Annotated in this window: 19 protein-coding genes; 11 read left to right on the top strand and 8 right to left on the bottom strand. The window is 73.6% G+C overall.

Annotation, left to right across the window (positions count from 1 at the left end; genetic code table 11):
- The first annotated feature begins 23 nt into the window (after positions 1 to 23).
- Both QRT05_RS10860 and QRT05_RS10865 read left to right on the top strand, forming a co-directional pair.
- Positions 24 to 860 (top strand): DNA-3-methyladenine glycosylase family protein, encoded by an 837-nt coding sequence (locus QRT05_RS10860; RefSeq protein WP_289447248.1) that lies wholly within the window; start codon positions 24 to 26, stop codon positions 858 to 860.
- A gap of 231 nt (positions 861 to 1091) precedes the next feature.
- Positions 1092 to 2114, top strand: coding sequence for a DUF4349 domain-containing protein (locus QRT05_RS10865; RefSeq protein ID WP_289447249.1), 1023 nt, complete (start codon positions 1092 to 1094; stop codon positions 2112 to 2114).
- 34 nt (positions 2115 to 2148) lie between these two features.
- Here the strand turns inward: QRT05_RS10865 and QRT05_RS10870 are convergent, their stop codons facing one another.
- Both QRT05_RS10870 and QRT05_RS10875 read right to left on the bottom strand, forming a co-directional pair.
- Positions 2149 to 4230, bottom strand: coding sequence for an acyltransferase family protein (locus QRT05_RS10870; RefSeq protein ID WP_289447250.1), 2082 nt, complete (start codon positions 4228 to 4230; stop codon positions 2149 to 2151).
- A gap of 142 nt (positions 4231 to 4372) precedes the next feature.
- On the bottom strand, positions 4373 to 6241 hold the full coding sequence (locus QRT05_RS10875; RefSeq protein ID WP_289447251.1) for a cytochrome c biogenesis protein DipZ: 1869 nt from the start codon (positions 6239 to 6241) through the stop codon (positions 4373 to 4375).
- Between the two features lie 160 nt (positions 6242 to 6401).
- On the opposite strand from QRT05_RS10875, the gene QRT05_RS10880 reads away from it, so the two are divergent.
- Positions 6402 to 7073 carry a fasciclin domain-containing protein gene (locus QRT05_RS10880; protein ID WP_289447252.1) on the top strand — a complete coding sequence of 224 codons (672 nt, stop codon included), beginning with the start codon at positions 6402 to 6404 and terminating at the stop codon, positions 7071 to 7073.
- Between the two features lie 765 nt (positions 7074 to 7838).
- On the opposite strand, the gene QRT05_RS10885 is transcribed toward QRT05_RS10880, so the two are convergent.
- Together QRT05_RS10885 and sigK are read right to left on the bottom strand one after the other, a co-directional pair.
- Positions 7839 to 8624, bottom strand: coding sequence for an anti-sigma factor (locus QRT05_RS10885; RefSeq protein ID WP_289447253.1), 786 nt, complete (start codon positions 8622 to 8624; stop codon positions 7839 to 7841).
- Positions 8621 to 9268, bottom strand: coding sequence for an ECF RNA polymerase sigma factor SigK (gene sigK / locus QRT05_RS10890; protein WP_289447254.1), 648 nt, complete (start codon positions 9266 to 9268; stop codon positions 8621 to 8623). Before sigK ends, QRT05_RS10885 begins: the two co-directional genes overlap by 4 nt.
- Positions 9269 to 9446: 178 nt before the next feature.
- Between sigK and QRT05_RS10895 the strand changes: the two genes are divergently transcribed.
- The 3 genes from QRT05_RS10895 to QRT05_RS10905 all read left to right on the top strand — a co-directional run bounded on the left by QRT05_RS10895 (position 9447) and on the right by QRT05_RS10905 (position 11085).
- Entirely contained in the window at positions 9447 to 9851 is a 405-nt protein-coding gene (locus QRT05_RS10895) for a DoxX family protein (RefSeq protein WP_289447255.1), read from the top strand.
- Between the two features lie 198 nt (positions 9852 to 10049).
- Positions 10050 to 10628 carry a DinB family protein gene (locus tag QRT05_RS10900; protein WP_289447256.1) on the top strand — a complete coding sequence of 193 codons (579 nt, stop codon included), beginning with the start codon at positions 10050 to 10052 and terminating at the stop codon, positions 10626 to 10628.
- Between the two features lie 34 nt (positions 10629 to 10662).
- Positions 10663 to 11085, top strand: coding sequence for a nitroreductase/quinone reductase family protein (locus QRT05_RS10905; RefSeq protein ID WP_289447257.1), 423 nt, complete (start codon positions 10663 to 10665; stop codon positions 11083 to 11085).
- A gap of 111 nt (positions 11086 to 11196) precedes the next feature.
- Here QRT05_RS10905 and QRT05_RS10910 read toward each other — a convergent pair whose 3' ends face one another.
- Positions 11197 to 16380, bottom strand: coding sequence for a discoidin domain-containing protein (locus QRT05_RS10910; protein ID WP_289447258.1), 5184 nt, complete (start codon positions 16378 to 16380; stop codon positions 11197 to 11199).
- A 377-nt stretch (positions 16381 to 16757) separates the two neighbouring features.
- Here QRT05_RS10910 and QRT05_RS10915 point away from each other — a divergent pair, with 377 nt between their 5' ends.
- The 5 genes from QRT05_RS10915 (at position 16758) to QRT05_RS10935 (ending at position 21376) form a co-directional block, all read left to right on the top strand.
- Positions 16758 to 17804, top strand: a complete 1047-nt coding sequence (locus QRT05_RS10915) for a LacI family DNA-binding transcriptional regulator (protein ID WP_289447259.1) — start codon at positions 16758 to 16760, stop codon at positions 17802 to 17804.
- A 182-nt stretch (positions 17805 to 17986) separates the two neighbouring features.
- Entirely contained in the window at positions 17987 to 18526 is a 540-nt protein-coding gene (locus QRT05_RS10920; RefSeq protein WP_289447260.1) for a DoxX family protein, read from the top strand.
- A gap of 233 nt (positions 18527 to 18759) precedes the next feature.
- Positions 18760 to 19677 (top strand): metal ABC transporter solute-binding protein, Zn/Mn family, encoded by a 918-nt coding sequence (locus QRT05_RS10925; protein ID WP_289447261.1) that lies wholly within the window; start codon positions 18760 to 18762, stop codon positions 19675 to 19677.
- Positions 19674 to 20468, top strand: a complete 795-nt coding sequence (locus QRT05_RS10930; RefSeq protein ID WP_289447262.1) for a metal ABC transporter ATP-binding protein — start codon at positions 19674 to 19676, stop codon at positions 20466 to 20468. Before QRT05_RS10925 ends, QRT05_RS10930 begins: the two co-directional genes overlap by 4 nt.
- A 5-nt stretch (positions 20469 to 20473) precedes the next feature.
- The gene (locus QRT05_RS10935; RefSeq protein ID WP_289447411.1) at positions 20474 to 21376 is read left to right on the top strand and encodes a metal ABC transporter permease; all 903 of its coding nucleotides are present in this window, start codon (positions 20474 to 20476) and stop codon (positions 21374 to 21376) included.
- A 50-nt stretch (positions 21377 to 21426) separates the two neighbouring features.
- Here the strand turns inward: QRT05_RS10935 and galE are convergent, their stop codons facing one another.
- Genes galE through galT form a run of 3 tightly spaced genes read right to left on the bottom strand, consistent with a single transcriptional unit; the run spans position 21427 to position 24882 of the window.
- Positions 21427 to 22410: a UDP-glucose 4-epimerase GalE gene (galE, locus tag QRT05_RS10940; RefSeq protein ID WP_289447263.1), complete on the bottom strand. Its 984-nt coding sequence runs from the start codon at positions 22408 to 22410 to the stop codon at positions 21427 to 21429.
- 1 nt (position 22411) lies between these two features.
- Positions 22412 to 23653, bottom strand: coding sequence for a galactokinase (gene galK, locus QRT05_RS10945; RefSeq protein WP_289447264.1), 1242 nt, complete (start codon positions 23651 to 23653; stop codon positions 22412 to 22414).
- Complete coding sequence (galT, locus tag QRT05_RS10950; protein ID WP_289447412.1) at positions 23650 to 24882, bottom strand: galactose-1-phosphate uridylyltransferase; 1233 nt, start codon at positions 24880 to 24882, stop codon at positions 23650 to 23652. The genes galK and galT overlap by 4 nt, the downstream gene beginning before the upstream one ends.
- Positions 24883 to 25011 lie beyond the last annotated feature (129 nt).

The following is a 25011-nucleotide window of genomic DNA, read 5'->3' on the forward strand; positions in this document are numbered from 1 at the left end:
GCCCACACGGCAGACTCGCGGCCGTGGACGTCCCGTTCGAGCCCGGTCCGATGCTGGCGAGCTTCGTCGCGCACGCGGTGCCCGGTGTCGAGGTCGTGGACCGGGAACATGGCTCGATCCGCCGGGTCGTGCGGCTCTCCAGCGGGCCGGTCGTCGTCGAGGCGCGGCTCGCCGACGACTTCGTGAGCCTGCGCTCAGTACACGGGACCGCGTCTGACGACGAGCTCGCCGATCTGGCCACCCGCTGGTTCGGGCTCGCGGACGACCTGGACCAGGTGTCCCGGCACTTCGAGCGCGATCCCCTGATCGGGCCGCTCGTGCGCGCCCGCCCTCGCATGCGGATCCCCGGCCACCCCGACGGGTTCGAGGCGGCGGTCCAGACGGTCTTGGGCCAGCAGGTTTCGCTCGCCGCCGCGCGCACCTTCACCGGGAGGTTCGCGGCAGCCTTCGGCAGCGCCGGACCCGAAGGGCTCACGATGTTCCCGACCCCGCAGCAGGTGGTCGGCCGGGGCGCCGAGGAGGTGCAGGCGACGGTGCGCGTCACGCACGCACGCGCCCGCACGCTCGTGTCCCTCGCCCGCGCGTGCGCCGACGGCCTCGACCTGGCACACGACGTCGACCATGCCGACACGCGTGCTCGACTGCTCGCGCTGCCCGGCATCGGTCCCTGGACGGTGGAGTACCTGGCGCTGAGGGTGCTCGCCGACCGCGACGCGTTCCCTTCCGCCGACCTGGTGCTGCGACAGGCGATCGGCGTGGCGGACGCGAGCGCGGTCACCGCCGCGGGCAGGGCATGGGCGCCGCTGCGCGCCTTCGCCGCCCAGCACCTGTGGGTCGCGAAGGCCTACCTGGTCGCCTGACGATCGAGCGTCGCGGACGGTCCTGCGTCGCGGACGGCCTGCGTCGCGGACGGCCTGCGTCGCGGAGGGCCGTGCGTCGCGGAGGGCCGACCGGTGAGGGCCGACCTACGCACCGGGAACGCGTTCCGTTGACGCCTTCTCGGTCCCGATCCTGTGACGGTCAGGTCACCGTTGCGCGACGATCGACCGATTCGCGTCCTGCCGTAAACTCGCAGGTCCTAGCGTCGGGCCATGACCACGACGCGCACCTCCCGCCGGTCCCGACGACGCCCCCTGCTGGCAGGCGGCCTGGTGCTGACGGTGCTGGCCGCCACCCTGCTCGCGGGGTGCTCCGCCTCGGACGAGGCAGGCGACTCGTCGGTCCCTGACACAGCGGCCGGCAGCGTCGGTGAGCCCGCCGAGGCGCCGGCCGTCGACGGGATCGCCGAGGGCAGCACGCCCGACCCGGCGGACCAGCGCCAGGTGGTCCAGACCGGCGACATCGTGCTCAAGGTCAAGAACACCCTCAAGGCCTCCGACGCCGTCGTGCAGGAGGTCGAGCGCGCGGGCGGCCGGGTCGACGACCGCACCGAGGAGGCCAGCACGGCCGAGTGGGGCGGCCGCGCGACGCTCGTCGTGCGGGTCCCGGCCACCCAAATCACGGCCACCGTGGCGGCCATCCGCACGCTCGGCACCGTGCTGTCGGTCGACCTCAAGGCCACGGACGTGACGGGTGCTGCCCAGGACCTCGACGCACGGATCCGCGCCCTCGAGCTCTCCATCGCCCGCATGCAGGCGCTGCTGGCCAGGGCCACCACGAGCAAGGACATCATCGACGCCGAGAGCGCCCTCACCGAGCGGCAGGCGAACCTCGAGAAGCTCCGCTCCGAGCGCTCGCGACTGGCCGACCAGGTGGCGTTGTCCACCCTCACCGTGACGATCAACGGCCCCGACGTGGCCCCACCCCCGGTCCGCGACGACGGACCCACCTCGTTCTTCGCGGGCATCGCCGTCGGGTGGGACGCGTTCGTGGCGTCGGTCAAGGGCGTGCTCATCGTGCTCGGCGTCCTGCTGCCGTGGCTCGCGTTCGCCGGCGCCGTCGTCGCGGGCGTCGTGGCGCTGAGCCGGTGGCGCCGGCGCCGCGGAGAGGGCGCACCGGGCGTGCCCCCGATCGCCGCCGCCGAGCCCGTGCCCGTCGGCCCGAGCCCCGCTGCGGACGCCGGTCCCGTGCCGCCGACCGCCCCCCGAGCGCCGCGGGTCGACCCCGACGCCTGATCTCGGTCGCCGGGCCGCACGCCCGTCCCCGCGATCAGCCGATGCGAGCGGCGACCGCCGCCTCGACCTCCGGGCGCAGGGTTCGCGCGAACGTCGCCGTGAGGTGCCCCCAGTCGAAGAGCACCACTACGCCGCCCACGACGTCGCGGCACATGCCGTCCACGCAGATCAGGTGGTTGATGTCGAGGACGTCCACCAGGCCGGTCGTGTCCTGCGCGGCCACGTCAGCGAGCGGGTCCGGCTCGATGGCCACGTCGGCCGGGGCCGCGCACTGCGCGTAGCGCGAGCGCTCGCGCGCCACGCAGTCGGGTGCGCTCTCGGCCGCGGCGGGCGTGTCACGCAGGACGAGCACCGCGATCCCCGCGTCCGTGAACCGTGACAGCACGCGCGCGTACGCCTGCGCGGCCGTCGCCACCTTGTCGTCGTCGCTCACGCCGACGAGCGGCTGGAACGTGCGGTCGGACATGATCACCAGGTCGGGCGCGGACGAGATCACCGCGTCGACCGCCCAGGTGTTCCACGCGACGCAGCCGTCGTTCGCCGCGTCGTTGTGGATCTCCACCGGGATGTCCACGGTGTAGCAGACCGACGCCAGGTACGTGGAGAGCTGCCAGCCCTCGCGGTCCAGCTGTCCCTGCAGGGCCGGCAGCCAGTGGCCGGCATGGGAGTTGCCCAGCAGCGCGATGCGCTTGCCGGGCGTCGACGAGCCGAACTCGCACACGTGCCGCGTCGTGAACGGCGCGTTGTTCCAGCACAGGTCGCGGTACACGTCGGGGGTGTCGGTGGCCGCCACGGTCGGGCTCGTGAACAGCCTGTCGCCCACCAGGTCGCAGCTCCGGTCGCGGGCCGCCTCGGCGCCGAAGCAGTCCGGAGCGGTCGCCTGCACCGCGGCGAAGGTCGCCCGCTCACGATCCAGCCGGTCGGAGCCCCATGCGCCCGCTGCGGTGGCCGCGCCGGCGGTCAGCGCCATGCACACGGCACCCACCAGGAACGTGCGCGGGAGCGACCCGGTGAGCCGCCGGTCGGTGCGGAACCGGTCCTCGACCAGCACCTTGGTGACCCAGGCGAGCAGCAGGGAGGCGGCCAGCACGGCGAGCCTCGTCGGCCACGTCAGCACCGCACCCAGGGCGAACGGGAGCAGCACCACGAGCGGCCAGTGCCACAGGTACACCGAGTAGGAGATGTCCCCGAGCGCCACGACGGGCCGACCGCCCAGCAACGAGGTCGGGCCCGCGTACGCATCGTCGGCGTCCGCCCAGATCACCGCGGCCGCTCCGACCGTGGGCAGCAGCGCGGCCCACCCCGGGAACGGCGTGCCGGCGGAGAACCAGAACGCCGCGACGAGGACGGCCATGAGGCCGCCCCAGGCGACCACTGCGCGCAGGGCGGCGGGCTGCCGTCGGCGCACGACGAGCGCAGCCACCAACCCGCCGAGCGCGAGCTCCCACATCCGCGTCCCCGTGACGAAGTACGCGCGGGCGGGGTCGTCGCCGGTCAGGCGGATCCCGTAGACCAGGCTCGTCACGAGCACCGCGGCGACCCCCACCGCGACGACGGCGCGCGACCGGCGCAGCCACAGCCCGACGAGCGCCACGACACCGATCCCGACCGGCCAGACGAGGTAGAACTGCTCCTCGACCGCCAGCGACCAGAAGTGCTGCACCGGTGTGGGCGAGCTGTCCGCCGCCAGGTAGTCGGTCGCCTGGTCCGCGAGCGACCAGTTCTCGACGTAGAACGTCGCGCGCACCGCCTCGTGGGCGGCGCGCATGAGGAGCCCGCTGGGCAGCAGCGCGGCGCTCGCGACGACGGTCACCAGCAGCACCAGGCTCGCCGCCGGCAGGAGGCGGCGCACGCGTCGGGCCCAGAAGTGGGCCAGGTCGCGCGGCCGCGCGGGCGGGTGCTTCAGCAGGTGGGAGGTGATGAGGAAGCCCGAGATGACGAAGAAGACGTCGACCCCGATGTACCCGCCGCGCAGGCTCTGCGGCCACAGGTGGTAGACGACGACGAGCGCGACCGCGAGCGCACGCAGCACCTGGATGTCACGGCGGGGGGCGGGTCTGTCGCCGCGCGCGAGCGGCGTGGGGGCCGGCGCGAGGGCTGTCGGGGAGGTCGTCATGAGGAGTGCCGTGGTCGGGGGTCGGCGCACCGCATCGTAGTTCTGGCCGCGTGAACCCGCGTCCGCAGCGGCGCCTCGCTCGTGACGTCCGGTCCGGCCCCGGGCCGTCCGGTCACCCGGTGCTCGGACCCAGCGGGCCCCGTCATCCGAAGGTGAACGAGAACGCCTGCACCCCCTTCGACGGCGCGATCTCGACGGTGCCCGCGGCGACCCGCGACCCCTCGACCAGCGGGTAGGCCCGGGGCGGCCCCGAGACCTGCACCGTGTCCCGGCCGACTTCCGCGCCACGCGCGTCGCGCCGCACCACGTCGACCGTCCCGGAACCCCCGAGCACCGCCTGAACGACGGCCGCGTGGTACGTCAGCCGCAGGCGGGCGCCGGGACCGGCGGTCGCGCCCTGGTAGTCGCTCGTCCACGTGCCGCCGAAGGCGACCGTGTCCGGCCGCTGGTGTGCCGGCAGCGTCGCGGTGAACCGGCCCTCCCGGTAGTCACCGTCGACGTTGCGGTGCTTACTCACGGACAGGAACGTCTCGGGCGTGATGTCGCCTTGTGGCGTCGCGTCGCCCACCTTGGTCTCGGCCGGCAGGTCGACGGACGGGTTCGCGTCCTCGAGCAGGGTCCGGATGAGCTTCTCGGTCTGCTCGTACCCACCTTCGCCCTGGGAGACCTGGCGCACCTGGCCGGTCGCGTCGACGAGGTAGTGCGCGGGCCAGTAGCGGTTCCGGTAGGCGGTCCAGGTGGCATAGGAGTTGTCCTGCGCCACCGGGTAGGTGATGCCGAGTCGCTTGGCGCCGTCGACGACGTTGCGCGTCTCGCGCTCGAACGCGTACTCGGGTGTGTGCACGCCGATCACGACGAGGCCGTCGTCGGCGTAGGCCTTGTCCCAGGCCGTGACGTGCGGCACCGAGCGCTGGCAGTTGATGCAGCTGTAGGCCCAGAAGTCGATCAGCACCACCTTGCCCCGCAGACCGGCGAGCGTGAGCCCCTCACCGCCGGGCGTGTTGAGCCAGGTGTCGATGCCGCGCAGCTCGGGCGCCGGGCCGCAGTCCTCGAGCGTCGCGGCATTGTTGGAGCACCGCGACAGACCCTCGTTCTCCGCCGTCGTCAGGCCGCCGAGGTTGAGCTGACGCTGGACGGTCTTGTCGGCGGCGATCCTCGACTGCAGCGTGTCCGTGTAGCCGGGCAGCGCGCGCTGGATCGCATCGGTGAGGTTGAGGGACAGGGCGAGGGCGAGGGCGAGCATGAGCGCGCCCCCGATCTTGCGCACGGTGCCCTGGTGGGCGCGGAAGGCCGCCACCCGCTCGGCGACCCTCCGGCCGGCCAGCGCGAGGACGAGCAGCGGGATGGCGGCGCCGATCGCGAAGCTCACGGTCAGCACGACGGTGCCGAGGCCCACCGTTCCCGTCGCGCCGGCGACCGTGATCGCCGCGAGCACCGGACCGGCGCACGGCACGTAGACCGCTCCGAGCCCGAGCCCCAGGACGAAGCCGCCCCGGCCCTGACCGGGCGCGCGCTTGGGGGTGAGCCGCTGGAACGGGCGCTCGATGATCTCCTCGAAGCGCGGCACCAGCAGCCCGAGGCCCAGGATCGCGAGCACCGCGATGCCCGCCCACCGCAGCAGGTCCTGCGGGAGCCCGAGCAGCGAGAGCGCGAGCGTCCCCAGGAGCGTCACGGCCGTGAAGCTCGTGACGAGCCCGGCGATGACCAGGTACGGGCGCGCGGACTCGCCGCGGCTGTGCGCGGTCTCGGTCAGACGCTCGGCGAGGGCGACACCCGCCGCGTCCCCGGCACGCGGCGGGGTGGTCCGCGACAGGAAGGCCGGCTGGGCCATCACGCCCACCCCGCCGGCGGCACCGCTCCCGCGGGCCACCGTGGTCTCCGTCCGCGTGCGGCGGGCGTTCTCGACCCCGCCCGCGAAGAAGACGACGGGAAGCACGGGCAGGATGCACGGCGAGATGCCCGTGACGAGGCCTCCGACGAGGCCGATGAGCGCGAGCGTGAGCAGGTCCATGGCCGAGGTTCGGCCCCGCCGCCCGCCCGGATGGGCCGCCGGACCGTGCGAAAACTCGTCCCACCGTCGACCCATCCGCCGACGCACGGAGCCCGAACCCCCCTCGACAGTGGACACCGGGACGTCCCCGGGGTCTTCGCTCAAGACGAGGAGTTCCACCATGCGCACCACCGCTCGCACCCGTATCGCCGCCGTGCTGCTCGCCGGCGTCACCGGCCTGGCCCTGACGGCGTGCAGCTCGGACAGCGACGCCTCCACCGACGCGGGTGCCTCGTCGCCCGCGATGGAGTCGCCCGCCATGGAGACGCCGGACGCGACGACGCCCGCCATGGATCCCGCCGCGGATCTCGTCGGCCCCGGCTGTGCCGACTACGCCGCCGCCGTCCCCGACGGCCCCGGCTCGGTGACCGGCATGTCGACCGACCCGGTCGCGGTCGCCGCCTCCAACAACCCGCTGCTGACCACCCTGGTGTCCGCGGTCTCCGGCAAGCTCAACCCGGACGTGAACCTCGTCGACACGCTCAACGGCGACGAGTTCACGGTCTTCGCGCCGGTCGACGACGCGTTCAAGAAGATCGATCCCGCCACGATCGACAGCCTCAAGACCGACAGCGACACCCTGACCAAGATCCTCACGTACCACGTGGTCCCGGGGCAGGTCTCGCCCGACAAGATCGTCGGCGAGCACACGACCGTCGAGGGCGGCACCGTGAAGGTCACCGGTTCCGGCGACGACCTCATGGTCAACGACGCCAAGGTCATCTGCGGCGGCGTCCACACCGCCAACGCCACGGTCTACCTGATCGACTCGGTGCTCATGCCGACCATGTGACCCCGCCGACGAAGCCCCCGCGCCCACGAGACGCGGGGGCTTCGTCACGCCCGCCCACCGGGCGCGGGCCAGGCGCCCCGCCGCGTGCGCCGACCGCGGGTCCCGCGGGGTCGTGCTGGCGCGCCGACCGCGGGTCCGCGACCCCGTCGCGCGCGCCGACCGCGGGTCGGCGCCCCCGTCGCGCGCGCCGACCGCGGGTCGAACGGTGCGAGCGCTGGTCGCGCGCCACGCGCGCTCGCGCCGCAGAACCCACGCTCGGTGGGCAGCCCGCCGCAGGGTGACCGGGCGGCGCAATGCGAGCGGACACGCGGCCTCGTCATGCACGCGCACCGGGCGGGGGCCTTCGTGATGCACGCGCGCCGACCGCGGGTTGCGCGGCACGAGGGCTGGCCGCGCGCCACGCGCGGTCGCGGCGTAGGACCCGCGTTCGGCGCGACGGGCGCCCTCGCGCGGCAGCTGAACGGGCGCGGGTGCGAGCGGACGCAGCCGGCCCCGTCGTGCGCGTGCGCCGAGCACCGGTGGGGCCCGCGCAATGCACGCGCGCCGAGCGCGGGTTGCGCGGCGCGAGCGCTAGTCGCGCGCCACGCGCGGTCGCGCCGTAGGACCCGCGCTCGGTGCGACGGGCGGCCGCTGGTTGGTGCGGGTGGTGCGGGTGGTGCGGTCGGTGCGGGTGGTGCGGGCGATGCGGTGCGGGCGGTGCGGTGGTGAGGTGCGGGCGATGCGGTGCGGGCGGTGCGGTGGTGAGGTGCGGGCGGTGCGGGTGGGTCAGGTCTGGGTGAGGACGACGACCGGGGTGGTGGTCGGTTGGGCAGAGCCGCCCTGCGGCTCGACGGTCATCGCGAGGGCGTCGCCCGACGAGAAGTCGTCGGCCAGGCGGCGCACCGTGCCGCCGTCGGCGGACAGCACCCCGGCCGACGTCGCCTGGTCACCGCTGACGACCCACAGCTGGTAGACCTTCCCGTCCGCGAGCGCCGGAAGGCCGGTCGCGCTGAACAGGGCGTCGTCGGCGGCCAGCACGGCGGTCGCGGTGCCGCCGCCGGCCACGTCGCCGTGCACGAGCACGGCCGACGGGTCGCGCAGGATCTCGGCGAGCGCCTGCTGCTGGCTCGCGGCGTCCTCGGCCCGCTGGTGCTGCTGCACGAGCAATGCGCTGGGCACGGCCGCGCCGATGACGACGGCGGCGGCCAGCGACCACCAGCGCTGCGCGCCGCGCGGCTTGGCGGGACCGGGCGACGCCCCGGTGGTGCCGACCGGGCGCACGACGGGCGTGGCGCCGGGGGGCACCTCGGTGGCGCTCGCTGCGCGTTCCTCGCGGGCCACCGCGGCGAGCACAGAGGCGCGCAGTCCGGGGGGCGGCTCGGCGGCCACGGCCGAGCCGAGGCGGGCCGCGACGGCCTGCAGGTCCGCGAGCTCGCGAGCGGCCTCGGCATCGCTCGCCACGAGCCTCTCGACGGCGCGGCGCTCGATGTCGTCGACCGCGTCGAGCGCGTACGCGCCGAGCAGGGAGCGCACGTCGTCGCCGGCGGCGCGGGCGTCGTCGTTCTCGCTCATGCCGCCACCCCCAGGCAGCCCTTGAGCCGGAGCAGCCCGTCGCGGATGCGTGACTTCACGGTGGGCAGGGCGGCGCCCAGCGTGTCCGCGACCTCGCGGTACGTCTTTCCGCCGTAGTACGCGAGCACCACGGCGCGGTGCTGGGTCTCGGTGAGGGTCTTCAGGCAGTCCCGCACGCGGACCTGCTCCAACATCCCCTCGACCTCGTCGGCGACGACATCGAAGGGCCGCTCGCCGCTCTGGTCGAGCACGCGCTGGTCGCGGTCGCGCTGGGCCTGGACCGAACGGACCCGGTCGACCGCGCGGCGGTGCGCCAGGGTGACCACCCACGTGCGGGCCGAGCCGCGCAGCGGGTCGAAGCGCGAGGCGGTGCGCCAGATCTCGACCCACACCTCCTGGGCGACCTCCGCGGCGTGGTCCGGGTCGCGCAGAACGCCGAGGCAGGTGCCGAACACCGGGCGCTCGAGCTGGTCGTAGAGCTCCTCGAACGCGGACTGCTCCCCGGACGCGACGGCCGCGAGCAGATCGGGGGCGTCGCTCGTCGGTTCGGGGGCCTGCACCACGCGCGCCAGTGTGCCCCACGTGCGCGCAAACTGCGCGCGCGACGGGCTCAGGGCGAAGCTCGGGGCCAGCAGGTAGGGCACCAGACACCTTCCGGGGCGGTCGACGAAACCGGGTCGATGGAGGTTCGGAGTCGAGGTGGTCATGGATGGCTCCGGGCGCACGATCCGTCCGCAGCGCCGTCGCGGGCGGGTGAGAAGCGCACCGCCGCCGCAAGGCGGGTGAGGAGCGCACCGCCGCCGGCCGACGTAGGTTGCCGGGATGTCGACCCTCGCCGCCGCGCGCCGCCAGCTCGTCCAGCACGGGCCCGCGCTCGCCCTCGCCGCGCTGCTCGCCGCCTCCGGCGCCCTTCACCTGGTCAAGCCGGGCGTGTTCCGCCCGCTGATCCCGCGCAGGCTCGGCGACCCGGACCCCTGGGTGGTGGGCAGCGGCGTCGCCGAGCTGGCGTGCGCCGGCGCGCTCGCCGTGCCCGGTACGCGACGGGCCGGCGGGATCGCCTCCGCCGCGCTGCTGGTCGGCGTGTTCCCCGGCAACGTCACGATGGCCGTACGCTCGCGGCCCGACGCACGCTCCTGGGCCGGACGACCGGCCGTCGCATGGGGTCGCCTGCCGCTGCAGGTCCCGCTGATCGCGTGGGCCCTCTCCGTCGCCCGACGTGCGGCGTAACCCGGCGCCCGACGTAGCCCGTCATCCGACGCGCGCCACTCACCGTGCAGCTGCGCGACCCGGCCGGCCGGCCGGCGCACCGTGCAGCTGCGCGACCGGCCCGACGCGCGGCGCAGCCGCGCAGCCGCCCGACCGGCCGCCGACCGGCACGCGCGCAAACAAGAGGCGCACGCCGGGCAGTTCCCCCACAGTGGTCCGATGGACGAGAAAGCCACCCTGCTCCACCACCTGCGCACAGCCCGCTCCGACCTGCGCTCCAAGGTCGACGGCCTGGACGACTACGACGCCCGGCGGCCGCTGACGCCCACGGGCACCAACCTGCTGGGGCTCATCAAGCACGTGGCGAGCGTGCAGGTCGGCTACTTCACCGACACGTTCGGCCGACCGGCAGCGATCGCCGTCCCCTGGTTCGAACCGGACGCCGAGCCCGATGCCGACATGTGGGTGCCCGCCGACGAGAGCACGGCGTCGGTGCTCGCGTTCCACGACGCGTCGGCGCAGGCGTCCGACGCGGCGATCGAGGACCTCCCGCTCGATGCGCCGGGGACGGTGCCGTGGTGGCCCGACGACCGCAGCAGCGTGACCCTGCACCAGATCCTGGTGCACATGATCAACGAGACGGCCCGGCATGCGGGTCATGCGGACATCGTGCGGGAGCTCATCGACGGCGCGGCGGGGCGCAGGCCCGACGACCCCTCGATGCCCCAGCGGCCCGAGGAGGAGTGGGCGCGGTACCGCGCGCGCATCGAGGAGGCAGCTCGCGCCGTCGGCTCCTGAGGCGGCCGGCGCCGCCCGGGTCCACGATGTGCTCATGGTCGATGCCCAGCAACGCGAGATCAACGCGCGCGTGATCGAGCAGTTCCGCGCGGGCGGCGAGGTCGAGGGCATGCACCGCGAGCGGCTGCTGCTGCTCACGACGACGGGGCGCACCTCGGGCGAGCGCAGGACCACCCCGATGATGTTCCACGTAGACCCGGGGCCGCCCCCGCGCCACGTCGTGATCGCGTCGAACATGGGCGCCGCCGACGACCCCGCCTGGTGCACCAACCTGGTGGCCGACCCAGCCGTGCACGTCGAGCTCGCCGACGAGGAGTTCGACGCCCGCGCCGTGGTCGCGAGCGGTGCCGAGCACGACCGCCTCTGGGCCGACATCACCGCCGCCTACCCGTTCTTCCTGGACCACCTGGCACGGGCCGGGCGCACCATCCCCCTGGTCGTCCTCGAGCACGCCTGACATCGGCACGGCCCCCGGCACGACGCCCGGCGGCGCGACACCCCGGCACGACGAGGGCGGGGCGGGTGACCCGTGGCCACCCGCCCCGCCTTGTCGATCGTCCGCCGGGTGCTACGCCGAGGCGCCACCGCGACGGCTCCGTGCCACGACGAACGCCGCACCGGCCAGCAGCGCGACGAGCGCCGCGAGCGCGAGCCCTCGAGCGTCCGAACCCGTCGCGGCGAGGTCGTCGGCGGCGAGCACGCGCAGGTCCGCACTGCCCTCCGCACCCGAGGTGGCGCCGACCACGACCACCCGGTGGTCGCCCGCGGCCGTCTCGGTGGGCACCGTGACGACCACCGAGACGTGGCCCGCGGCATCCGCGGGGACCCGCGCCAGGAGCACGGGCCTCGAGTGCAGCCACACCGACACGTCCTCGCCGGCGAGGAGGCCGTCGGCCGCGATCGTCAGCTTCTGCCCGGCCGTGACCCGGGGGGTCGAGACCGAGACGTCGACGTCGCCGGGCGCCGCGGGGGCGGTCGGCTCCGACGGCTCCGTCGGCGCGCCCGTGGGGCTACCCGTCGGGGCCGCGGTCGGAGTACCGGTCGGCGTCGCCGTCGGCGTCCCCGTCGGCGTACCGGTCGGCGTCCCCGTCGGCGTACCGGTCGGCGTCCCCGTCGGCGTACCGGTCGGCGTCCCCGTCGGCGAACCCGTCGGCGTCCCCGTGGGAGTACCGGTCGGCGTCCCCGTGGGAGTACCGGTCGGCGTCCCCGTGGGGTCGTCGGAGGGCACCGTCTCCGGGTTGGTCCGCGGGTCCGTGGGCGCAGCCGGCGGCTCGATCCCGGCGCCCGGGTTGGCGGGGTCCGGGTACTCGGCCACGTAGCTGGGGATCGTCTGCGAGCTCTCGTTGCGCGCACCCACCCCGTTGATCACGTGCTCGAAGATGCCCTCGCCACCGAGCGAGACCACGAGCATGTGGTGCAGCTTCACGTCGGCCGTCTTCGGCACCTCGAACCCACCGTCCACGGTGATCTCGTCCGCCTCGGTGTCCGACGTGAAGTTGGAGTAGGAGCCCAGGCCCCACGCCTCGTGCTTCTCCACGGAGCTGTCGACCTTGTACGCGGCCCACCCCTTCACGCCGTCGTGGTTCCACGCGGCCTGGTCCGGGACGTCGTACGGCAGCTCGTTCTGGAAGAAGATCGTGCGGCCGTTCTCGCCCTTCCACAGCACGTTGTACCGCTGGAAGTGCTCGACGAACAGGCCGTACGCCGACACGTCGTCGCCGTTGACCACGAACCCGTAGTCCGAGGTGTTCTGGTCCCAGCCGATGCCGGCACCGTGGTCACCGCGCCACGACCAGACGTGGTCCACGATCGTGTCGTCGGCGTCGACCACCATCGCGGCGTCGACCTTGCCGGCCACGGCACCGCCCACACGCATGAACACGTCGCTGAGCACGATCGGGTTCGCGGCGTGGTCGACGTGGACGTCCTTGTCACCCACCACGAGCAGCGCGGGCGACTCGGTCACCGCCGCGTCGAAGAGCAGCCCCGCGACCCGGATCCCCTCGGCGTCGGCGACGTGCATGCCGATCCCACCACCCGTCGGGATGATCGTGGCCAGGCCGAGGCCCAGCACCACCGTGCCCGGGCGGGCGACCTCGATCGTCTTGTCCATCCGGTACACGCCGGGCGTGAACAGGAGGTTCTTGCCGTCGGCGAGGGCGGCGTTGACCTGCGTCGCGGTCGCGCCCTGCTTCACCACGTAGAAGTCCGTCAGCGGCAGCGAGACGCCGGGGGTCGTGCCGTTCTTCCAGGTGGTGCCGGTGGTGCCGTCCCGCAGGGCGGGAACCCGCACGGCCCAGTCGGCCGCCGATCCCTCGTCGTCGCCCGTGAGGTACAGGTACGGCTTCTCGGCGATCGTGCCCGTGTGCTCCACCGCGGTGATCGGCGGGGTCGGGAACGCGCCGTAGCTGTCGGGCAGCGTCGCCGTGGGGTCCCCCGGCCCGTCACCCTTGGAGACCTTGCCCGTGACACCCGAGTACACGAAGTTCCACACCCCGCCGGCCCACGTGCCGACCGAGCTGTCCCGGGCGTACCACTGCTGCTGGGTGAACGACTTGACGTAGCCCGTCACGTTCGAGTCGGCGATGAAGCCGCCCGACGACCACCCGTACCGACCGGAGTCGAGCTGGAGGTTGCCGTTGACCTGCACCCGGCGCAGCGGAGCCGCCTGCGACGTGGCCCAGTGCCCCGTGCCGCCCGTGGGCGTGTACGCGAGGTTCTCGGCCGAGCGCCAGAAGTTCTGCGTGGCGTTCATGTCGAACCACTCGGCGTCGACCCAGTCGCCACCCCGGATCTCGACGTCGGTGGGGTCGAGCCCCGCGCCGGACATCGCGGTGTAGAAGCCCACCCGGGCGTCGAGCGAGTACGTGCCAGGCTTGAAGAAGATCTGCCAGCGACCTTCGCCGAACTGGTCCTTCTCCTGGTCGGCGAACACGGAGTCGAAGATCGCCTGGATGTCCTTGCCGTCCATCGAGGGGTCGAAGACGAGCACGTGCGATCCGAGCAGGTCCGTGGTCGGGAGCTCGATCTTGCGCGCCTCGAACACCTCCAGGTCCCAGATCGAGACGCCGAACTGCGTGCCCCGCGTCACCGCCTCGAGGCGCACGTAGCGCGCTCGGACGGGCTCGAACCGCGTGACGTGCGGACCCTTCTCGCCCAGTCCACGCACCCGGGCCGCGGTGGTCCAGGTGGACCCGTCCGTCGAGACCTTGATGTCGTAGTCCTTGGCGAACGCGCCCTCCCAGTACGGCTTGAGGCCGCAGACGGGCGCCACCTTGCCGAGGTCCAGCTGGATCCACTCGCCGTCACGACCCACCCAGTTGCCGCTGCCGGCGGGGGTCTCCGCGACGCCCGAGTCCCACCGGGACCAGACGTTGTCGTCGATCGCGTCCCGGCCGTTGCCGTGCGACGCGGTCGCCGTGACACCCGCGTCGCGCACCAGGTCGCGACCGCACACGAGGTCACCCGTGCCGGGGACGACGGGCGTGCCCGGGTCGGTCGGGTCCGTCGGGTCGGTCGGGTCCGTCGCCCCGACGGGCTGCCCGGTGGTGGAGAACACCTGGAGCTCGTAGAAGGAGTACCCGAACGTGGACCCGCGGTGGATGCCCTTCATCCGCACGTAGCGTGCCGTGGTCTCGGTGAAGTCGACCGTGTGCGTGCCCTGGACCTGGTTGCGCTGCTGCGCGACCGTGGTCCACGTGGTGCCGTCGGTCGAGACCTCGAGGTCGTAGTCCTTGCCGTAGGCCGCGCCCTCCCACAGGAGCTTGGCCTGGTGGATGGCGTAGGGCGCTCCGAGGTCGACGCGGTACCACTCGTCGTCCTTGCCGTTCCAGCTGCCGTCGAGCGCGCTGCCCCACTTGGTGGCGGTGTTGCCGTCCACCCCGTTGGACGCCGGGTCCTGCGACGACGAGGCCGTCGCGGACTTGCCGAGCGCGACGTTGACGCCCGCCGCGCTCTGGACCTTGACCGAGCGCGTCTCGATGCCCAGGTTGCCGTTCCCGTCCCGTGCCTCGACGTACACCTTCCAGCTGCCCGGCTCCTGCGGTGCGACGACGTCGAACGTGCCGTCGCCCTTCGCGGTGAACGTGGCGGGGACCAGCGCCTTGTTTCCGGTGGCGTAGTTGCCCGACAGCTCGACGGCGTAGGTGATGGCGTCGCCGTCGGGGTCGGTGGCGCTCGCCGCCACGGTGAACGTCGCACCGGGCGCCACGGCCGCCGTGGGCACCGTCATCGAGGAGATCACCGGCGGGGAGTTGTCGTCGGCCGCGGAGCCGCCGTACGCCTTCGCCACCGCGTAGTACCCCAGGCGCTTCTCGCCGCCGGTCAGGACGTTGAGCCACACGCCGCCCATGTCCTTCTCGATGCCGTAGTGGAACAGCGTCGCGCCCAGGGCCTGGCCGGGATGGTCGGTGACGGCCTTCCAGGCTCGCGTGTAACCGGCGGCCTTCTGCACGTCGGTGGGCTCCACCGGCACGCCGTTGGCGTCGTCCGGCACCTCCCACTCGCCGGTGGGTCCGCCTTCGGTGATGACGTACGGCTTGCCGTAGTCGCCGGCCTGCCAGGCCGCGTGCACGTCGCCGATGGCGCCGTAGGAGTTGACCGCGAGCAGGTCGAGCGCGGGCGCGTTCTTCTTGTAGTACGGCCACGCGCCGACGTAGGCGTCGGTCGACGTCACGGGGTGGTTGGGGTCGATCGCGTGGATCGCCACCGCCGCCTCGTTGACGAACGACGTGTACGCATCACGCTGCGCCTCGAGCTGCGCGCCGGTGTAGCAGTTGCCCAGCCCGAGGACGGACTCGTTGCCCACGTCCCAGATGAGGACGGCGGGGTTGTCCTTGTACGCCGTGGTCCACTTCTTGATGTCGGCCAGGGCCGCCGCCTTGTAGCCCGCGGCGTCGACGACGAAGTCGGGGCAACCACCGCTGCCCGGTCCGCCGCCCGGCTGCAGCCAGTAGCCTGCGATCACGCGGATCCCGTTCGCCGCGGCCACGTCGAACAGGTGGGCCGACGACGCGTCGGTCCCCCACGTGCGGATCGTGTTCACGCCCAGCGCCTTGAGCTTGGCGACGTAGTCCTCGGCGTGCGCCTGGTCCGGGCCCCACGTCATGCCCTTGATCTGGTACGGCTCGCCCTCGACCAGCAGCTGCCAGCTCCCGTTCCCGCCGACCACCTCGACCGTCTTGCCCGAGGGCTCGACGGGCGGCGTCGGGACCGTCTCGCCGAACACCTGGATCTCGTACAGCGAGTAGCCGTACCCGATCGCGCGCGCGGTGCCGTTCACGCGGACGTACCGCCCGGTCACGGGGGTCTGCAGCGCGATGTCGTTCTCGTACAGCTCCGGGTTGGACGACCCCGGCAGCAGCGGGTCCGCGGCGGTCGCCGTGTGCACCGTCTCCCAGTGCGTCCCGTCCGCCGAGACCTCGACGGTGTAGGCGCTCGCCCGCGCCCGCTCCCAGTCCAGCTTGACGCGCTCGACGCTGCTGGAGGCGCCGAGGTCCACCTGGATCCACTGCGGGTCGACGTCGTGGACGGACTCCCAGCGGCTCTGCAGGTTGCCGTCGACGACGGCACCGGCCGTCTCGGGATGCGTCGACGCGGTCGCCGTCTTGCCCTGGGAGAGCAGGACGGGCGTGTCGGCGGCCGCGGGCAGCACGGCGGCGGCGACCGTCAGGGCGACGAGCGAGAGCACGCCGATCGATGCGATGCTCGCGCGCCGGCGGCGCCTCGCTGCGGGTGGGGCCAGGGCTGTCATCAGTCCTCCTCGTGTGCCGGTCGACGTCGACCGGTGGGGCACGCGCTGTGGTTCATGAGCTGTCGACGCCGGGCTGCGGCGCCAGTTCCGCGCGGGGGTCTGCGCGGCAAGGTGCGGGGCACGGCTGTGTGCGGGTGCGCAGGCGGGCGTCGGTGCCCGCAACAGAGAGCGCTCTCTGCGCGCTCGCAGTATGTCGACCGGACGCAAGCCGCCGCAAGAGAGCGCTCTATGAATCACCCAAGTGCACCCGTTCGAGGGTCACATCATCCGTTCGGCCTACCGCCCCGGCGGGTCAGATCCGGCCCTGACCAGGGCCGACGCGTCCCGGGCGCCGCGGCACGGCGCCCGGGACCCCGGCATCGCGCTACCGTGCGGGAGTGCAGGACGATGCCCCCCCGACGCGCGTGAGCACCCTCGAGGACGTCGCGCTCGTGGCGGGCGTGTCGAGGGCGTCGGTGTCGCGCGTGGTGAACGGCAAGCCGGGCGTCGCGGCGCACATCGTCGAAGCCGTCACGGACGCGATCGCACGCACGGGCTACGTGCCCAACCGGGCCGCTCGGTCCCTGGTGACGCGCCGGTCCGACACCGTCCTCGTGGTCGTGTCGGGCAGCGACACCAGCCGCGCCGGACCGTGGGGCCCGGGCGAGCTGCTGGCCGACCCGTTCTTCGGGCGCGTCGCCGGCGGGCTGATGAGCTCCCTGCGGCCGCGCGACATCCACCCCGTGCTCATGCTCGCCGTGACCGACGACGAGCGCAGCCGGGTCCTGTCCTACGTGCGCGAGGGCAGCGCCGACGGCGTGCTGCTCGTGTCGGCCCAGGCCGGCGACCCGCTGCCCCAGATGCTCACCGACGCGGGGCTGCCCGTCGTGCTGTTCTCCCGGCCGGACCATCCGCTGCCGCTGAGCTACGTGGACGTCAACAACCGGGCCGGCGGCGCGCTCGCCGCCGACCACCTGGTGGCCCGCGGCTGCCGGTCGGTGGGGATCGTGACCGGCCCGCTCGACATCCCCGGCGCGGAGGACCGGCTGCTGGGCTTCCGTGAGGCGATGGCCCGGCACGGCGTGGCCTACGTGCCGTCGGCGCCGGGGACGTTCTCCGTCGAGAGCGGGGCGACCGCGATGGAGGCGCTGCTGACGCAGCACCGGGTGGACGGCGTGTTCGCCTCGAACGACAACATGGCGGTCGGCGCCATCCTGGCCGCCCAGGAGCGCGGGCTGTCCGTCCCGGACGACGTCGCGGTCGTGGGCTTCGACGACAGTACCGCCGCCCTCATGTGCCGACCGACACTCACCACCGTGCGCCAGCCCATCGAGACCATGTCGGCCGAGATGGCACGCCTCCTGCTGGAACGGCTGGACGCTCCGGACCAGCGCCCCAGCGCGGCGATCTTCGAGCCCGTCCTCGTGGAGCGCGGCTCCGCCTGACCGCTCGCGCCGCCCGCGTCCGCGCCCGGGCGGACGACAGATCCGCGCAAACCGGACGTATCAGGACGCGGTGCGGGGTCTCCTGGTCGATCGTGCGTGCCCGATCGGGCCGCCGGCCCCCGTCCGAGATCACGGACGCCCACGGCCCCGACACGGGGCGCGACCACCTGAAAGGCACAACCATGTCCTCCACCCTGGCCACGAACACGCCGCGCCGCGACGCGTCCACGCCCGTCCCGTCGAACACCTACCGCCCCGCTCCGCGCGTGGCAGGACCGCTCGACGCTCTCGCCGCGCTGCTCGCCCGGTACTCGATCACGGCGCTGCGCATCAGCCTCGGGCTCGTCTTCCTCGGCTTCGGGGCGCTCAAGTTCTTCGACGGCATGAGCCCCGCCGCCGAGCTGGCCCAGCGCACGATTGACGCGCTCACGTTCGGCATCGTCGGGCCGGATGCGGCGCTGCTCATCACGGCGATCCTGGAGACCGTCATCGGTCTCACCCTCATCACCGGGATCTTCCTGCGGGCGGGCCTCGTGCTGCTCGCCGGCGCCTTCGTGGGCATCATGGCGCCGCTCGTCCTGTTCTTCCACGAGCTGTTCCCGCACGGGCCGACCATCGTCGGTCAGTACGTCATCAAGGACATCGTCCTGGTGTGCGCAGCGGCCGTCGTCGCGTCCCACGCGCTGGGTGCGCGGCTCACGCTGCCCGGCGCCCGGTCCTGAACCGGCCGGTCCGCCGCAGGCTCCGCGGCATCGGGGAGTCGCACCATCGGGGCCGCCTCGCGCCCGCCGTCCGCGGCGGCCGGGGCGGCCCCGCGGCGCGTCGCCGCCGGGTCCGTGGGCCAACTTGCTTTTGATAGTCGTTCCCAATAGCGTCGCACCGTCGCGCCATCGGGAAGCTGTCACCGGCACCGGGCGCGGTCACAACCGCCCGACCCACAGCCGCGAGGACCGCCATGACCAAGCCGAACGCCCGCTCCGCGTCCCTGGCCGTCACAGCCGCCCTCGCGGCACTCGCGCTCGCAGGGTGCTCGTCGGCCGCCTCGACGCCGCAGTCGTCGGACGGTGCCGTGCGCGTCGTCGCGTCCACCAACGTGTACGGCGACATCGCCGAGCAGGTGGGCGGCGACCTGGTGCAGGTGACGTCGATCGTCGACGACCCGTCCGCCGACCCGCACTCGTACGAGGCCAGCGCGCAGACGCAGCTCGCGCTGTCCAAGGCCGCGCTCGTGGTCGAGAACGGGGGCGGGTACGACGACTTCGTCGACACCATGCTCGACGCGGTCGACAACGACCCCGCGGTCGTGAACGCCGTCGACGTCTCCGGCAAGGCGGCGGCCGCGGGCGACGAGCTCAACGAGCACGTCTGGTACGACTTCCCGACCGTGACCAAGGTGGCCGACGCGATCGCCACCAGCCTGAGCGCGATCGATGCCGAGAACGCCGCGACCTACGATGCCAACGCCCGGGCGTTCGCGGACCAGGTGGACGGGCTCGTCGCCGCCACCGGGGAGGTCGAGGCCGACCACGCGGGGGCGGGCGTCGCCATCACCGAGCCCGTGCCGCTCTACCTGCTCGAGAACGCGGGGCTGGTGAACAAGACCCCCGCCGAGTTCTCGGAGGCGATCGAGGACGAGACCGACGTGCCGCCGGCCGCGCTGCGCGACACGCTGGACCTGTTCACCTCGGGCGCCGTCTCGGCGCTCGTCTACAACGAGCAGACCACCGGCCCGCAGACCGCCGCCGTGCTCGCCGCGGCGAAGGACGCCGGCGTCCCCGTGGTGCCTGTCACCGAGACGCTGCCGGAAGGCACAGACTATGTCTCGTGGATGACGGCCAACCTCGCCGCGCTGCGCACAGCGCTGGCGTCGTGACGGAGCACGCCCCGCTCGAGCTGCGCGACGCGAGCCTCTCCTACGGGGAGCGCACCGTGTGGTCGGACCTCGACCTCACGCTGCATCCCGGTGACTTCCTCACCGTCCTGGGCCCCAACGGGTCGGGCAAGACGAGCCTGCTGCGCGCGGTGCTGGGGCTGCAGCCGCTGAGCGGCGGCACGCTGAGCATCCTCGGCCGGCCCGCGCGCCGCGGCAGCAAGGACGTGGGGTACATCCCGCAGCAGCGCCTCATCGACCCGGCGACGCCCGTGCGTGCACGGGACCTGGTCCGCATGGGCATCGATGGCGACCGCTGGGGACCCGGCAGGCACAGCCACCGCGAGCGCGTCGACGAGCTTCTTGCGGCCGTCGGAGCCTCGTCGTACGCCGACGTACCGCTCGGCATGCTGTCCGGCGGCGAGCAGCAGCGGGTGCGGATCGCGCAGGCGCTCGGCACCCGGCCGGGCATCCTGCTCTGCGACGAGCCGCTGCTCTCGCTCGACCTGCGCCACCAGCACGAGGTCACCGCCCTGATCCACGAGACCCGGCGCGCCACGGGCACGGCCGTCGTGTTCGTGACCCACGAGATCAACCCGGTGCTGCCCTGGACGGACCGGGTGCTGTACCTCGCGCCCGCCGGCCACGCGATCGGCACCCCCGACGAGGTGCTGACCTCGGCCAACCTGACCTCGCTGTACGGCACTCCCGTCGAGGTGCTGCACTCGCAGGGACGCGTGCTGATCGTGGGCGGGGATGAGCACACGCACCACGTCGACGAGGCGGGCGAGTGAACGCCGTGCTCGCGCTGCCCGCGGCGGCGTCCGACGACTGGTGGCAGCGGCTGTTCAGCTTCGAGAACTACGGCGAGCTGCTGGCGCTCGTGCACAACTCCGTCATCGCGGGCGCCGTGCTGGGGCTCGTGGGCGGCCTGGTCGGCGTGTTCGTCATGCAGCGCGACCTCGCCTTCGCGGTGCACGGCATCAGCGAGCTGTCCTTCGCCGGCGCCGCCGCGGCGCTGCTGTTCGGCATCGACGTGGTGCTCGGCTCGGTGCTGGGGTCCGTCATCGCCGCGGTGCTGATCGGGGTCCTCGGCACGCGCGCGCGCGACCGGAACTCCATCATCGGCGTGCTCATGCCGTTCGGGCTGGGCCTGGGCGTGCTGTTCCTGTCGTTGTACCCCGGGCGCGCGGCGAACAAGTTCGGCCTGCTCACGGGTCAGATCGTGGCCGTGGACGACACCCGGCTGTCGCTGCTCGTGCTGCTCTCCGCGGTTGTCGTCGCGGGCCTGCTGATCATCTGGCGACCGCTGACGTTCGCGAGCATCGACCCCGACGTCGCCGCCGCGCGCGGCGTGCCCACGCGCGCGCTGTCGTTCACGTTCATGCTGCTGCTCGGCCTCGCCGTGGCGCTCGCGGTGCAGGTGGTGGGTGCCCTGCTGGTGCTGTCCCTGCTCATCACGCCGGCCGCGGCCGCGAGCCGGATCAGCGCCTCTCCCGTGGGGGTGCCGCTGCTCAGCGTGCTGTTCGCCGTGACCAGCGCCGTCGGGGGAATCCTGCTCGCGCTGGGCGGCAACGTGCCCATCAGCCCCTACGTCACGACCGTGTCGTTCGTGATCTACCTGGTGTGCCGGCTCGTGGGCAACGCGCGCACGCGCCGGGGCTGGACCCGCCGCGGCGCGCTCGCGGCAGCCCGCTCCTAGCCCCGCCGCATCGGGCCGACGCCAGGGAGCCCGCGGCCGCGCCCCGGACGTCAGCGGGACGCGCTCCCGCGGGCGCGCCAGTCGCTCGCCACCATCTCGGTGAGGTCGTGGCGCATCGCCCAGCCCAGGTCACGGGCCGCGGCCGCACCTGAGGCGACGATGCGGGCCGGGTCCCCCGGCCTCCGTGGGGCGATCGTGGGCTCGAGATCGCTGCCGGTCACCGCCGCGACCGCCGCCATGATCTGCCGCACCGAGACACCGTCGCCGCTGCCCAGGTTGTACGCCGCCTGGAGGGCGTGTCCCGCGTCGAGCGCCCGTGCCGCTGCGACGTGCGCCTCGGCGACGTCCGCCACGTGCACGTAGTCACGCACGCAGGTGCCATCCGGCGTCGGGTAGTCGTCGCCGAAGATCGTCGGGGGGCGTCCGGCGGCGACCGCCTCGAGCGCGAGCGGGAACAGGTTGTGCGGGCTCGTGTCCACCACGCTCTCGTCGCCCGAGCCGACGACGTTGAAGTACCGCAGGCTCGTGTGCCGCAACGGCAACGGGCCGTCGGCGCTGGCGCGCGCCTGGTCGCGGATGAGCCACTCGCCGATCAGCTTGCTCTCGCCGTAGGGCGACTCCGGAGCGGTGGGCGTCGCCTCGGTCACCAGCTCCGTCTCCGGCGTGCCGTACACGGCCGCCGACGACGAGAAGACCAGCGACGCGACGCCGGCCTCGGCCATCGCCGCCAGGACGCTCGCCGTGCCGGTGACGTTCTGCTCGTAGGTGTGCAGCGGGCGCTGCACGCTCACCCCGGCGTACTTGAACCCGGCGAGATGCACCACGCCGGCGACGTCGTGCTCCCGCAACGCCGCGACCACCGCGGGCGTGTCGAGGATGGTGGTCCGCACGAACGGCACGCCGTCCGGCACGAACGAGGCGTGCCCGCTCGACAGGTCGTCGAGCACGACGACGTCCAGGCCCTGCCCGACGAACGCGCGGACGATGTGCGCACCGATGTACCCGGCTCCGCCGGTGACCAGCCACGTGCTCATCTCACTCCCCCGCGTCGTCGAGGACGCGGGCCGCCGCGCCGTCTCCTGTGGCGGACAGCGTCCCGGGCTCGGCCCAGCCGCGCCCGACGAACGCCGCCCGCACGGACTCCGAGACGTCCTCCACCTGGTCCGCCGCGACGAGCGCGATCGCCGAGCCGCCGAAGCCGCCACCGGTCATCCGGGCGCCGAGGGCACCCGCCGCTCTCGCGGCCTCGACCGCCACGTCCAGCTCGGGGCAGCTCACCTCGTAGTCGTCACGCAGCGACGCGTGCGACGCGTCCATCAACGGCCCGACGTCGCGCGCCGCGCCCGAGGTCAGCGCCGCGACGAACTCCTCGACACGGCCGATCTCGGTCACGACGTGACGCACGCGCCGGCGCACCAGCTCGGCCGGCACCGTCGAGCCGTCGGGCAGCCGCACGTCGTCGAGGGCCGCGAGCGCGCTCGGCAGCTCCGCCGGCGCGACCTCGCGCAGGGTCGGGACGCCCAGCCGGGCCGCCGCCGCCTCGCACGTCGCCCGTCGCTGACCGTACTGCCCGTCGACGAGCCGGTGGGGCGCACGCGTGTCGATGACCAGCAGGGCCAGCCCCGCCGCGGCGAGGTCGAACGGGATCGGCGTGCGCGACCCGTCGCGCAGGTCGAGCAGGAGCGCACCACCGGGTCGGCTCAGGAGCGAGGCGGCCTGGTCCATACCGCCCGTGCTCGCCCCCGCCACCTCGTTCTCGGCGCGGATGCACGCCGCGGCCAAGGCCTGGCGGCCCTCGTCGTCAGCGCCCAGCCCCAGTCCGAACACGTCGTCGAGGGCGATCGCGAACGCCGACTCCAGCGCCGCGGACGACGACAGGCCCGCGCCGTACGGGACGCACGAGTCCACGGCGGCGCGGAACCCGCCCACGGCGTGCCCGTCCTGACCGAGCGCCCAGGCGACCCCCGCGGCGTACGCGGGCCAGCCGTCCACCGCGCCCGGGCCGACGTCGGCCAACGCCGCCGACCAGGTACCAGCCTCCTGGCGCGAGACGAGCGTGACGTCGGCAGCCTCCACCGCCGAGAGCGCGACGTAGGTGCGGTGGGCGAGCGCGATCGGCAGGCACAGGCCGCCGTTGTAGTCGGTGTGCTCGCCGATGAGGTTCACGCGGCCGGGCGCGGCCCACACCCCGTCCGGCTCGGCGCCGAACGCCGCCCGGTAGGAGGCGCGCGCACGCTCGGCGCCCTCGTCGAGCGTCCATGCACGGACCTGGTTCACGGCGCGATCTCCTGCAGACGGGCGGCGATCCGCTCGGGTGTGGTGTCACTGATCCACGCGGCCATGCCGGACTCGACGCCGGCGAGGTACTTGAGCTTGCCGGGCGCCCGCAGCACGGAGAACAGCTGGAGGTGCAGGCGGCCCAGGTCGCGGCCCTCGCCGACGACCGCCTGGTGCCAGCCCGAGATGTACGGCAGCGGGATGGGCTCGCCGGTCAGCGGATCGGCGAAGAACTGGTCGAGCCGCCGCAGCAGGGAGCCGTAGGCGACCGCGAGGTCGTCGCGCTCGGCGTCGGTGAGCGCCGGCAGGTCCGGTACGTCTCGGCGCGGCGCGAGATGCACCTCGACGGGCCACCGGGCCGCCGCGGGCACGTACGCCACCCAGTGCTCGGACTCGTGCACCACGCGGACGCCGGCACGCAGCTCGGCAGCCAGGACGTCGGCGAGAAGGGAGCCGCCGGTCCGGTCGCGGTACGCGCGGGCCTCGCGCAGCATCGCGGTGGTGCGCGGGGTGACGTAGGGCAGCGCGTAGATCTGGCCGTGCGGGTGCGGCAGCGTCACGCCGATCTCGCGCCCGCGGTTCTCGAACGCGAACACCTGCTCGATGCCGGGCAGCGCCGACAGGGCCCGGGTGCGCTGCGCCCAGGTGTCGACGATGGTGCGCACCCTCGACACGGGCAGGTCGCCGAACGAGGCGTCGTGGTCGCTCGAGAAGCAGACGACCTCGCACCGGCCGGACGCCGGGCGGACCGGCCAGAGGTCGTCCCCGTCGAGCGCGCTGGGTTCGGTGGACTCCCCCGGGACCTGCATGAGCGCCGGGAAGCGGTTCTCGAACACGGCCACGTCGTAGTCGGTGTCGGGGATCTCGCCGTCGCTGTACGCGGCCCCTGGCTTGGCGGGGCACAGCGGGCAGGAGTCCGCCGCCGGCAGGAACGTCCGGTTCATGCGGTGCGACGCCATCGGGATCCACTCGCCCGTGAGCGGGTCGCGACGCATCTGGGGGCCGACGAAGGTGGTGCTGCGCGCCTCCGGACCGGGGACCGGTGCGAACCGGTCGAGAAGCGGGCGTGGGTCGTCGCGGCGTCGCGTGGCGGCACCCGACAGGTACGGCTCGGTGTCGTCGACATACACGAGCTCTCGTCCGTCGGCGAGCCGGGTCGAGGTGAACCGAGGGCCCGAGGCCGGGCGGTCTCCCGCAGTGGCGGCGTCGCCCTGCGCCTCGTCGCGAATCGCCCCAGACACCTGGTCCTCCTGCGTGTTAACGTCATCATGCTCGGCGCACCGAGCGTGTCATGGCCCCTCAGTGCGTGTCAATCGGGATCGGCTGACCTGCTGCTACACCAGGGCGCCCACAGACGG

It is taken from the genome of Cellulomonas edaphi (genome assembly GCF_030362815.1).
Classification (GTDB): Bacteria; Actinomycetota; Actinomycetes; order Actinomycetales; family Cellulomonadaceae; genus Cellulomonas; species Cellulomonas edaphi.